This is a genomic window from Polynucleobacter sp. MWH-UH2A (assembly GCF_018687195.1).
In the GTDB taxonomy this organism is placed as follows: Bacteria; Pseudomonadota; Gammaproteobacteria; order Burkholderiales; family Burkholderiaceae; genus Polynucleobacter.
Window position 1 is genome coordinate 1,523,653 of the sequence record NZ_CP061321.1, and the last position, 11,375, is coordinate 1,535,027.

The 11,375-nt window shown below is 45.8% G+C and carries 11 protein-coding genes; 1 reads left to right on the top strand and 10 read right to left on the bottom strand.

Annotated elements, in window-relative coordinates; genetic code table 11:
• Positions 1 to 18: 18 nt before the first annotated feature.
• From IC571_RS07930 to uvrB, 10 genes are all read right to left on the bottom strand, one after another.
• Positions 19 to 1,746 (bottom strand): cation acetate symporter, encoded by a 1,728-nt coding sequence (locus tag IC571_RS07930; protein ID WP_215315813.1) that lies wholly within the window; start codon positions 1,744 to 1,746, stop codon positions 19 to 21.
• The gene (locus IC571_RS07935) at positions 1,743 to 2,051 is read right to left on the bottom strand and encodes a DUF485 domain-containing protein (protein WP_215315814.1); all 309 of its coding nucleotides are present in this window, start codon (positions 2,049 to 2,051) and stop codon (positions 1,743 to 1,745) included. The genes IC571_RS07930 and IC571_RS07935 overlap by 4 nt, the downstream gene beginning before the upstream one ends.
• Positions 2,052 to 2,336: 285 nt before the next feature.
• Positions 2,337 to 2,675 carry an ISC system 2Fe-2S type ferredoxin gene (fdx, locus tag IC571_RS07940; RefSeq protein WP_215315815.1) on the bottom strand — a complete coding sequence of 113 codons (339 nt, stop codon included), beginning with the start codon at positions 2,673 to 2,675 and terminating at the stop codon, positions 2,337 to 2,339.
• A 25-nt stretch (positions 2,676 to 2,700) separates the two neighbouring features.
• The gene (hscA, locus tag IC571_RS07945; RefSeq protein WP_215315816.1) at positions 2,701 to 4,566 is read right to left on the bottom strand and encodes a Fe-S protein assembly chaperone HscA; all 1,866 of its coding nucleotides are present in this window, start codon (positions 4,564 to 4,566) and stop codon (positions 2,701 to 2,703) included.
• 17 nt (positions 4,567 to 4,583) lie between these two features.
• A complete protein-coding gene (gene hscB, locus IC571_RS07950; RefSeq protein ID WP_251373332.1) occupies positions 4,584 to 5,111 on the bottom strand; it encodes a Fe-S protein assembly co-chaperone HscB in 528 nt (175 codons plus the stop codon).
• Positions 5,089 to 5,412, bottom strand: a complete 324-nt coding sequence (gene iscA, locus IC571_RS07955; RefSeq protein WP_068948041.1) for an iron-sulfur cluster assembly protein IscA — start codon at positions 5,410 to 5,412, stop codon at positions 5,089 to 5,091. The genes hscB and iscA overlap by 23 nt, the downstream gene beginning before the upstream one ends.
• 24 nt (positions 5,413 to 5,436) lie before the next feature.
• Positions 5,437 to 5,823, bottom strand: coding sequence for a Fe-S cluster assembly scaffold IscU (gene iscU / locus IC571_RS07960; protein WP_173956180.1), 387 nt, complete (start codon positions 5,821 to 5,823; stop codon positions 5,437 to 5,439).
• Between the two features lie 32 nt (positions 5,824 to 5,855).
• Positions 5,856 to 7,115 (bottom strand): IscS subfamily cysteine desulfurase, encoded by a 1,260-nt coding sequence (locus tag IC571_RS07965; protein WP_371742889.1) that lies wholly within the window; start codon positions 7,113 to 7,115, stop codon positions 5,856 to 5,858.
• 28 nt (positions 7,116 to 7,143) lie between these two features.
• The gene (locus IC571_RS07970) at positions 7,144 to 7,713 is read right to left on the bottom strand and encodes a Fe-S cluster assembly transcription factor (RefSeq protein WP_215315818.1); all 570 of its coding nucleotides are present in this window, start codon (positions 7,711 to 7,713) and stop codon (positions 7,144 to 7,146) included.
• A gap of 145 nt (positions 7,714 to 7,858) precedes the next feature.
• Positions 7,859 to 10,015 (bottom strand): excinuclease ABC subunit UvrB, encoded by a 2,157-nt coding sequence (gene uvrB, locus IC571_RS07975; RefSeq protein ID WP_251373335.1) that lies wholly within the window; start codon positions 10,013 to 10,015, stop codon positions 7,859 to 7,861.
• Positions 10,016 to 10,174: 159 nt separating this feature from the next.
• Here uvrB and IC571_RS07980 point away from each other — a divergent pair, with 159 nt between their 5' ends.
• Entirely contained in the window at positions 10,175 to 11,374 is a 1,200-nt protein-coding gene (locus IC571_RS07980) for an amino acid aminotransferase (RefSeq protein WP_215315820.1), read from the top strand.
• Position 11,375: the final 1 nt, after the last annotated feature.

Consider the following 11,375-nt stretch of genomic DNA (forward strand, 5'->3'; position numbering starts at 1 on the left):
CTATCTACTGCGTTTAGATCAGTGACCAGAAGCTCCTGAAGCACCAAGACCAGTTTCAGAACGAATTTGCTGAGCCGCAAATGAAGCGCGTTCTTTCTTCGCATTTTCGCTATTATCCAATACGGAGAACAACCAAACACCCACGAAACCAATGGTGATTGAGAACAAAGCTGGTGATGAGTATGGGAACAAGGCAGAACCTTTAGGATTGCCTAAAACCGCTTCCCAAACAGAAGGTGATACCACTGTTAAAGCAACAGAAGATACCAAGCCCAAGAATCCACCGATAACCGCACCTTTGGTTGTGCAATTCTTCCAAAGTACTGACATAAACAATACTGGGAAGTTTGCGGAAGCAGCAATCGCAAATGCTAAGGACACCATGAAAGCAATGTTTTGCTTTTCAAAAGCAATTCCAAGCACCACAGCGATCACACCCAAAGTCAAGGTTGTCAAACGAGACACTTTCAACTCAGCAGCGCTATCAGCATTCCCTTTTTTGATTACGGTTGCATAAAGGTCATGTGAAACAGCGGATGCACCTGACAAGGTCAAGCCAGCTACCACAGCCAAGATGGTTGCAAAGGCTACGGCAGAGATAAAGCCATAGAACACGTTGCCGCCCACAGTCTTAGCAACTAACACGGCTGCCATATTCGCAGTACCAGCACCACCTTTGATAACACCTTTAGCAACATCAGCCATATCAGGGTTGGTCAACACTAGAGTGATAGCACCAAAACCAATGATAAAGATGAGGATGTAGAAGTAGCCAATCCATGTAGTTGCCCACAAAACAGATTTACGAGCTTCTTTTGCATCAGGTACGGTAAAGAAACGCATCAAGATATGTGGCAAACCAGCTGTACCAAACATCAAAGCCATACCAAATGAAATCGCAGAAATCGGATCTTTAATGAAGCCGCCAGGACCCATAATGCTCAAGCCCGCTTTTGCTGCTTCTTCTGGAGTTTTCCCTGCGTTACCTGCAATCGCTGTTTTTACTTCAACAGCTTTAGCAAATAATGCTTCTGGGCTAAAGCCATATTGAGCCAACACCATGAAAGCCATGAATGTTACGCCAGCCAACAATAAGCAAGCCTTAATGATTTGAACCCAGGTAGTTGCAGTCATACCGCCAAACAACACATAGATCATCATCAAGCAACCAACAATCACAACTGCCATCCAGTACTCAAGACCGAAGAGCAACTTAATTAATTGACCAGCACCAACCATCTGAGCGATCAAATAAAAAGCCACAACAACCAAGGTACCAGAAGCAGCAAATGCCCTAATTGGGGTTTGTTGGAAGCGATAGCCTGCTACGTCAGCAAAGGTGAACTTACCGAGATTACGCAGACGCTCTGCCATCAAGAAGGTAATCACTGGCCAACCTACCAAGAATCCAATGGAGTAGATCAAGCCGTCATAGCCATTCGCCATAACTGCCGCTGAAATACCCAAGAAGGAAGCTGCAGACATGTAGTCACCTGCAATTGCCAAACCATTTTGGAAGCCGGTGATACCGCCACCGCCGGTATAGAAATCTGCTGCAGATTTAGTTTTTGTAGCAGCCCACTTTGTAATGTACAAAGTGCCCGCCACGAACGCAGCAAACATACCAATCGCAACCCAGTTGGTATCTTGCTTTTCAACCTGACCCATATCGGCACCAGCAGCAATTGCCAAAATCGGGAGAGCGAATAGCGCTAAAGCGCTAAGAATTTTTTGAATACGGGTCATTTGTTGGCATCCTTCAAAATCTCTGCAGTTAATGTGTCGTATTCATTGTTGGCTCTACGAACATAAATGCCAGTAATCAAAATGGTGAAAACGATTACGCCCATACCAATAGGAATGCCTAGTGTAATTACGCCATCACCGATAGGTTGTGCTAAAAAAGGCTTATCAAAAGCAATTAAAGCGATGTATCCGTAATAGACGATGAACATCAAAATACAGAGGGCCCAACCAAAAGTGCTGCGCTTGCGCTTTAGCTCTTGGTATTTTGGATTAGCCTCTATGCGTGCTACGACAGCATCAGACATGCGTCTCTCCTTGAAAAGAACTACTCAGGTAACAACTAAAAGAAACCATGATTCTAATGAGGGATTGGTGAGCAAAGCCCATATATAAGGGTCTATCTCCATACGACTAGGGTTGATCCTATAAAGGTAATCCCTAAAAAAGAAAAGCCACCGTTTCCGATGGCTCAAAGAGATTTATGGAAGTACAGAACAACAACTCCATACTAGCTATACGTTTATCAAGGACCTAAACCATATGCTTGGTTATGAAGCACTACGCACTAATGTAGTGCTTCAAGTAGTGCCTCAATGATTCTCTTTAGCGTGATTGATTGAATATTTGGGGATCTCAATCACCAAATCCTCTTTGGCCACAATGGCCTGACAAGATAGACGCGACTGAGAGTTGAGCCCCCAAGCGCGATCGAGCATATCTTCTTCATTCTCATCTGGGGGATTGAGACTCTGATAACCCTCTTTCACGATCACATGGCAAGTTGTACAAGCACAAACCATGTCGCATGCGTGCTCAATCGGAATGTCGTTCTCAAGCAAAGCCTCGCAAATGGATGTGCCCGGCGAGGCCTCGACGACTGCACCCTCTGGGCAATATTCACTATGAGGTAAAACAACGATTTGAGTCATGGTAGCTTCTTAATTTGTAATGATCTTAGATCTCGGTAACATTTTTGCCTGCTAAGGCTTTCTGAATGCTGGCATTCATGCGCTTCTGTGCAAAGTCATCAGTTGCTTTAGCAGCATGATCGACTGCCTTACGCACCACAGCACTGTCAGTCTCTTCATTCAAAATGGTTTGCAGTAATCTGATTTCGCGATCAATTGCCTCTTGCTCTTCTTGATTTAAAAGATTGCGATCGCTGGCTAATGCGGCCTGAACAGCATCAATTAAACGCTGCGCGCTAACTTGCTCTTCCCTCAGGGATCGCGCAAGCAAATCTTCTTTGGCAGAGGCAAAGCCATCTTGCAACATGCGTGTAATTTCAGCGTCGGTTAATCCATATGATGGCTTAATATCAATTGAGGCTTTCGCACCAGAACCTTGCTCTGTGGCACTCACCGACAATAAGCCATCCGCATCCACCTGGAATGTCACGCGTATACGTGCCGCACCAGCAGCCATCGGCGGAATTCCTCTGAGCTCAAAGCGGCCAAGCGAACGACAGTCTTGAGCCAACTCTCGCTCCCCTTGAACCACTTGTATCGCTAAAGCGGTTTGACCATCTTTAAAAGTCGTAAAGTCTTGCGCTCTGGCAACTGGAATTGGTGTATTGCGCGGAATAATTTTTTCCACCAAACCACCCATAGTCTCCAAGCCGAGGGACAGCGGAATCACATCCAACAACAACCATTCGTCATCTTTACTTTGATTGCCGGCCAACAAATCAGCTTGCATTGCCGCTCCCAGAGCAACAACTTGATCAGGGTTCAGGTTATTCAATGGCTGAGTACCAAACAACTCACCAACGGCACGCTGCACATTCGGCATACGGGTGGATCCGCCAACCATAACCACCCCTTTGATCTCTTCAGCTTTTAACCCAGCATCACGCAGCGCTTTCTTGCACGCCATCAAAGTTTTACTTACTAAGTTTTGAGTAATCTCAAAAAACTGGGCTTGACTGACGCCAACGTTCACTACAGTTCCATCAGCAAGCGTTTCATGAACGCGCGCTAATGGGTTGTGGCTTAGTAATTCTTTTGCATGCTTACACGCTTGTAGCAAAGTGCGATGATCATGCACAGATAGAGGTGGTAGTTTGGCCTGCTCTAGCACCCAACAATACAAACGGTGATCAAAGTCATCGCCACCTAATGCTGAATCGCCACCCGTTGAAAGCACTTCAAAAACACCTCTGCTCATTCGTAGAATAGAGATATCAAAAGTTCCGCCGCCAAGATCATAGACTGCATAAACACCTTCGGAAGCATTATCTAATCCGTAGGCAATTGCTGCGGCAGTCGGCTCATTTAATAAACGCAGCACTTCAATACCCGCCAACTTAGCAGCATCTTTGGTTGCTTGACGCTGTGCATCATCAAAATACGCTGGTACCGTAATCACAGCGCCAACAATATCCTCTGATACAGAATCTTCTGCCAATTGACGCAAGCGAGCCAAGATTTCTCCTGATACCTCAATAGGACTCTTATCACCAGCAACTGTTCTTAACTTGAGCATGCCGGGCTGATCCAGGAAGTCGTATGGCGCACTTTCAATGTGTTCAACATCATTGATGCCTCGACCCATAAAGCGCTTTACCGAAATAATCGTGTTTTTAGGATCGGTTACTGCGCTTTCAAGCGCTTCAAACCCAGCCTGAGTTCGGCCATTGGGTAAATACCGCACCACCGATGGCAACAACTCGCGACCTTGCTCATCTGCCAACACTTTTGGCAATGCATCTCGAACGATCGCCACCAATGAGTTTGTCGTCCCCAAATCAATGCCTACGGCAATGCGGCGCTGATGCGGCGCAAGCGATTTACCTGGTTCGGAGATTTGTAATAAGGCCATAAGATTTCAGTGTATCGCTAGATGAGCGCCGCGATTGCATCATCTAACTCGATTGCGAATTTATCAACGAACAATAAACCTCGAAGCAGCTCGGCGGCACGTTGATAGTTTTTTGCGCTATCAATCGCTTGTGCAATTTCCACCAAGATATCGGACTTAGTTTGCTCAACCTCGACCATCAATGCCTCAAGCTCAGGCAAATCTTCTGCTTGCTCATCGAGAGTCTCGCGCCATTCCATTTGCTTCATCAGAAAAGCGGCTGGCATGGCAGTATTAGTTTCTAACTTGGCATCTACACCATGCAACTGACATAAATAGAGTCCTCGCTGAATTGGATTCTTGAGGGTTTGATACGCCGTATTGGCAAAAGTTGCCATTTGCATAGCTAGGCGTTGCTCAGACTCAGTGCCACGGGCATGGCGGTCAGGATGAACTTCTTTCTGAATCGCCAAGTACGCCTGATCAAGGGCAGGCAAGTCGATGTTGAATTGCTGATTTAGACCAAAGAATCGAAAGTAATCGTCAGACGCGGAAAGATTCGCCACAACCACACTCATCTTTTACGTTCGGATTTTGAAACTTAAATCCCTCGTTCAATCCCTCACGCACAAAATCCAATTCAGTCCCGTCTAAATAAGCCAAACTTTTTGGATCTACGAATACCTTCACACCATTCGATTCAAATACTTGATCTTCCGCAGCTGGCTCATCTACATATTCCAACTGATAAGCCAGACCGGAGCAACCCGTAGTGCGAACACCCAAGCGTAAGCCACATCCTTTGCCGCGCTTTTCAAGGTTTCGGTTTACGTGCTTTGCTGCTTTTTCAGTTAAGGTAATTGCCATAATGAATCTCTAGTATTTCTGAGTTTATTTAGCAGGATGCTTTTCTTTGTAATCAGCCACTGCCGCTTTAATAGCATCTTCCGCCAAGATAGAGCAGTGAATCTTCACGGGCGGTAACGCCAATTCCTCTGCAATTAAAGAGTTTTTAATTTCCAGCGCTTGATCTAGGGTCTTTCCTTTAACCCACTCTGTAACCAAAGAAGAAGAGGCGATTGCAGAGCCACATCCGTAGGTCTTGAACTTTGCATCCTCAATAACACCTTGATCATTTACACGGATTTGTAATTTCATCACGTCGCCACATGCTGGGGCGCCGACCATACCAGTGCCCACACTGTTATCGCCCTTCTCAAAAGAACCAACATTGCGGGGGTTTTCATAGTGGTCAATGACTTTATCGCTGTATGCCATGGTATTTCCTCTTCAATTTCTCTATTTTTTCGTTAATGCGCAGCCCACTGAATAGTGCTGAGATCAATTCCATCTTTGTACATTTCCCACAATGGGGAAAGCTCACGCAACTTCGCAATCTTTTCTTTAACTAACTTAATTGTGAAATCCACTTCTTCCTGGGTGGTAAAGCGGCCCAAGGTAAAACGAATTGAGCTATGTGCCAACTCATCATTGCGCCCTAGTGCGCGCAATACATAAGATGGCTCTAGTGAAGCGGAAGTACAAGCAGAACCAGATGAAATCGCCAAATCTTTGAGAGCCATCATCATGGACTCACCTTCAACATAGTTAAAGCTGATATTGAGGTTGTGGGGCACACGGCTTTCCATATCGCCATTCACATATACCTCTTCAATATCTTTTAAACCAGCTAACAAGCGATCGCGCAAGGCACGAATACGCTTATTCTCTTCAGCCATTTCAATACGAGCGATACGAAATGCCTCGCCCATTCCAACGATCTGGTGAACAGCCAAAGTGCCAGAACGCATACCGCGCTCGTGCCCACCACCATGAATTTGCGCTTCAATACGGATACGTGGCTTGCGACGGACAAATAAAGCCCCAATGCCTTTCGGACCATAAGTCTTGTGGGCAGAAAAACTCATCAGATCTACTTTGATCTTCTCGAGGTCAATTTCTACCTTTCCTGTAGCCTGTGCTGCATCAACATGAAAAATCACACCACGAGAGCGGCATAAATCTCCAATGCGCGGAATGTCTTGCACTACGCCAATTTCATTATTAACATACATCACAGATGTCAGAATGGTGCCTGGCTTCATTGCAGTCTCAAGCTGAGCAAAGTCAATCAAACCATTTGGCAATACATCTAAATAAGTCACCTCAAAACCTTCGCGCTCTAATTCGCGACAAGTATCTAGAGTTGCTTTGTGTTCTGTTTTTACGGTAATGATGTGGTTACCGCGATCCTTGTAAAAATGGGCGGCACCCTTCAAGGCCAAATTAATACTTTCGGTAGCACCACTAGTAAACACAATCTCTCGTGGATCCGCATGCACCAATTGGGCAATCTCAGAACGCGCCCACTCAACAGCCTCCTCTGCAGCCCAACCATAAGCATGGCTTCGAGAGGCGGCATTGCCAAATTGCTCACGTAAGTAAGGCAGCATTTTGTCTACTACGCGTGGGTCTATTGGGGTTGTCGCCGAATAGTCCATATACACCGGGAAGTGTTTAGGACTAAACATTGGGACTGGTTGCTGAGGAAGGTCTTGTGGTGCGTTCATGTTGTGTTTCTAAATGAAGAATTGCTAATTAACTTTGCCGCGCCAAATTAAATACGGAATTCACTAGTGGCGCTTTTGGGGCAACTTCTTTTTTTGCTACAAGCACTGGAGCTGACTTTTCAGACTTCGTACTTTCAATTTTGACTTTCTTGGGGCGCATGTCCTGAATCACAATACCGCGCCCTTCTTGCTGTTGCACCAAATCACGCAAAGTCACAGAGCTCAGGTACTCAACCATCTTTAAGTTGAGATTGCTCCATAGATCATGCGTCATGCAACGGCCGTGATTTTCTTCATCGGTATGACAATTACCTTTACCACCACACTGAGTAGCATCTAAGGGTTCATCAACCGCAACAATGATGTCGGCAACACTGACCTCATTCGAGGGGCGAGCCAATGTATACCCACCTCCAGGTCCACGTGTACTTTCAACAATATTGAAGCGACGTAGCTTGCCGAACAATTGCTCGAGGTAGGAAAGCGAAATTTTTTGTCTCTGACTAATTCCCGCTAATGTCACAGGACCATGCGTCTCACGCAGGGCTAGATCAATCATGGCGGTTACTGCAAAACGACCTTTGGTTGTAAGTCTCATATGTCACCTTGGTAATGGATTGTTATGGACAGCTAATAGCCAAGTGGGTAATACCTGACTATTCCGCTCAACTTTACCATAATCCCTAGCAAACTGCTCGGGAATTATCTCAAAAAACCCCATCACCGCTAAGGCAAAAGTGGGGCTACCCCAAGGAATCCCTTGATCGCGCCCCGAAGGCCATTTCCTTGATTTTCGAGAGTCGATCCCGGGTATTGGCCGCCTTTTCAAACTCCAGGTTTTTGGCTTCGGCAATCATCTGCTTCTCTAAGCGCTTGATTTCATTAGATAAGTCTTTTTCGCTCATATCTTCATAATGAGCCCGCTCTTGCTCAACAGCCATTTCTTGGCGCTTCTCTTTAACGTCATAAACGCCATCAATGATGTCTTTAATGCGCTTTTGAACTCCTTTAGGCTCAATGCCATGGGTCTTATTGAAGGCGATTTGCTTGCTACGGCGACGTTCTGTCTCGCCCATCGCCCTACGCATGGAATCAGTCACCTTATCGGCATACAAGATTGCCTTGCCCCGAACATTACGAGCAGCACGACCAATCGTTTGAATAAGTGAGCGCTCAGAGCGCAAGAAGCCCTCCTTATCGGCATCCAAAATGGCCACCAAAGATACTTCGGGAATATCCAAGCCCTCTCTCAATAAATTGATGCCCACCAGTACGTCAAAAACGCCTAAACGCAGATCACGCAAAATTTCCACGCGCTCAACGGTATCAATGTCCGAATGCACATAACGCACCTTCACACCATTGTCAGAGAGAAAATCGGTTAATTGTTCTGCCATGCGCTTCGTTAACACGGTTACCAATACACGCTCACCCACCTTTACGCGTTCATGAATTTGGCTGAGTAAATCATCAACCTGCGTACTTGCTGGTAACACCTCAATCTCTGGATCAACCAAACCTGTCGGTCTAGCTACTTGCTCAACAACTTGACCCTGATGTTGGCTTTCATAGTCTGCGGGGGTTGCTGATACGAATATGGTTTGACGCATCTTCGTTTCAAATTCAGTAAATTTGAGTGGGCGATTATCCATTGCAGATGGCAAACGAAAACCAAACTCAACCAAGGTATGTTTGCGTGACTTGTCGCCGTTATACATAGCATTTAACTGCCCAATAAGGACGTGGCTTTCATCCAAAAACATCAAAGCATCATTGTGCAAGTAGTCCACCAAGGTCGGTGGGGCCTCGCCTGGAGCAGCCCCAGACAGGTGGCGAGAGTAGTTTTCAATGCCCTTACAAAAACCCAACTCATTCAACATTTCTAAATCAAAGCGCGTGCGTTGCTCTAAACGCTGGGCTTCAACCAATTTTCCATCCTTCACAAATTCATCCAAGCGAATTCGCAATTCCTCTTTAATTGTCTCGATGGCTTTCAATACGGTTTCGCGTGGAGTGACGTAATGCGAGCTTGGATAAACCGTAAAGCGTGGAATTTTTTGTCGAATTTTCCCAGTCAGTGGATCAAAAAACTGCAAGCTTTCCACTTCATCATCAAACAGTTCTACGCGCAATGCTAATTCGTTATGTTCCGCCGGGAAGATATCAATCGTATCGCCACGCACTCGAAATACACCTCGCTTGAAGTCCATCTCATTGCGTTCATATTGCATGGCAATGAGTCTGGTCAAAATATCGCGCTGACTCATTTTGTCACCAGGTCGCAAGGTCATCACCATGCTGTGATAGTCACCTGGATTACCAATACCGTATATCGCGGAAACGGTGGCCACAATCACCACATCTCGACGCTCCAACAAACTCTTTGTTGCTGACAAGCGCATTTGTTCAATGTGCTCATTAATAGAGGAGTCTTTCTCGATAAAGAGATCGCGCTGAGGCACATAGGCCTCAGGCTGGTAATAGTCGTAATAGCTCACGAAGTACTCAACCGCATTTTTAGGGAAAAACTCCCTAAATTCGCTGTAAAGCTGGGCTGCCAGGGTTTTATTTGGGGCAAAAACAATGGCTGGACGGCCGGTTCTGGCGATGACATTGGCCATCGTGAAGGTTTTGCCAGAGCCAGTCACCCCTAATAGGGTCTGATAGGTCAGACCATCCTCTACGCCCTCTACAAGTGCATCAATTGCCGCAGGCTGGTCACCAGCTGGCGGGAATGGCTGGTAAAGCTGATATGGGGAGTCGGGGAAACTAACGAATTTGGCTGGATCAAGCTCATGTCCAGCATTTTCCGGGGTATCCGTAGCCGCACTTTTCTGAGCCACTTTCGACTCTATTTTTACGTCAGTTTTGCTTAACTTAGGGGGCATCTCGGCTATCATTTCACCTGTGAGTTTTCTTCACAGCGAATTTTGTACAAACAATGATTTTGCCGTTTTTATTAAGAAATAGTTAGCTCTGATCACAAAAACAGACAATTTAGCCTAATTTAACGTCAATTAATAACAAAACCACCCTTAAACCACCATTTTCGAAACCAAATGACCCTGTTTGCCTCAGTTCAATTAGCCCCAAAAGACCCTATTTTTGGCCTCACAGAAGCGTATGTCGCCGATCAACGTGCTGACAAAGTAAACCTTGGTGTTGGCGTGTACTACACCGATGAAGGCAAAGTACCTCTTTTGAAAGCAGTCATTAAGGCTGAAGAAGCAATTGTGGCGAAACATTCTCCTCGCAGCTACATTCCGATCGAGGGTCCAAACCCATACAACAGCGCAGTACAAAACTTATTGTTTGGTGCCGATTCAGCCTTGATTAAAGATGGTCGTGTTGTAACAGCGGAATGTTTAGGTGGAACTGGCGCATTACGGGTTGGTGCAGACTTTATTAAACGACTCAACTTAAACGCGCCTTGTGCAATCAGCAATCCTACCTGGGAAAACCATCGCGGCATTTTTGAATCTGCCGGTTTTGAAGTACTTGAGTACACCTATTTTGATGGCAAGACTCGTGGTGTTGATTTTGACGGCATGGTGAAGTCTCTTGAGTCTTTCCCAAAAAATACAACTGTCTTGTTACATGCTTGCTGCCACAATCCAACAGGTGCGGATATTACTGAAGCGCAATGGCGTCAAGTAATCGACATTTGCAAAAACAAAGGTTTGATTCCATTCTTGGATATGGCTTACCAGGGCTTTGCTGCCGGCATCGATCAAGATGGCATCGCAGTACGTCTCTTCGCTGAATCTGGCATGTCTTTCTTTGTATCGAGCTCTTTCTCTAAATCATTCTCGCTATACGGTGAGCGTGTCGGAGCCTTGTCCATCGTGACGCAAAGCAAAGATGAGTCCACACGCGTGCTCTCACAATTGAAGCGCGTCATTCGTACAAACTACTCAAACCCACCAACACATGGTGCAGCAATTGCTGCGGCAGTTTTGAATTCACCTGAGCTTCGCCAACTATGGGAAGACGAATTGGCAGAAATGCGTGATCGTATTAAAGCAATGCGTCAGGGTCTGGTTCAGAAATTAGCTGCTGCTGGCGTCAAACAAGATTTCGCGTTTATTGAAAAACAACGCGGCATGTTCTCTTATTCCGGCTTAACTGCCGAACAAGTAGAGCGTTTGCAAAAAGAAGATGGCATTTATGCCCTTTCAACTGGACGTATTTGTGTCGCTGCCCTCAATACTAAAAATATTGACAAGGTAGCTAAAGCAATTGCCCGCGTATTGGCGTAAT

What these genes read in the sequence shown, in the direction of transcription:
- fdx (WP_215315815.1), bottom strand. Translation starts at nt 2,675, where the DNA reads ATGACTCAAATCGTTGTTTTACCTCATAGTGAATATTGCCCAGAGGGT.
- hscA (WP_215315816.1), bottom strand. Translation starts at nt 4,566, where the DNA reads ATGGCCTTATTACAAATCTCCGAACCAGGTAAATCGCTTGCGCCGCAT.
- IC571_RS07965 (WP_371742889.1), bottom strand. Translation starts at nt 7,115, where the DNA reads ATGAACGCACCACAAGACCTTCCTCAGCAACCAGTCCCAATGTTTAGT.
- IC571_RS07930 (WP_215315813.1), bottom strand. Translation starts at nt 1,746, where the DNA reads ATGACCCGTATTCAAAAAATTCTTAGCGCTTTAGCGCTATTCGCTCTC.
- iscU (WP_173956180.1), bottom strand. Translation starts at nt 5,823, where the DNA reads ATGGCATACAGCGATAAAGTCATTGACCACTATGAAAACCCCCGCAAT.
- IC571_RS07935 (WP_215315814.1), bottom strand. Translation starts at nt 2,051, where the DNA reads ATGTCTGATGCTGTCGTAGCACGCATAGAGGCTAATCCAAAATACCAA.
- uvrB (WP_251373335.1), bottom strand. Translation starts at nt 10,015, where the DNA reads ATGATAGCCGAGATGCCCCCTAAGTTAAGCAAAACTGACGTAAAAATA.
- IC571_RS07970 (WP_215315818.1), bottom strand. Translation starts at nt 7,713, where the DNA reads ATGAGACTTACAACCAAAGGTCGTTTTGCAGTAACCGCCATGATTGAT.
- IC571_RS07980 (WP_215315820.1), top strand. Translation starts at nt 10,175, where the DNA reads ATGACCCTGTTTGCCTCAGTTCAATTAGCCCCAAAAGACCCTATTTTT.
- iscA (WP_068948041.1), bottom strand. Translation starts at nt 5,412, where the DNA reads ATGGCAATTACCTTAACTGAAAAAGCAGCAAAGCACGTAAACCGAAAC.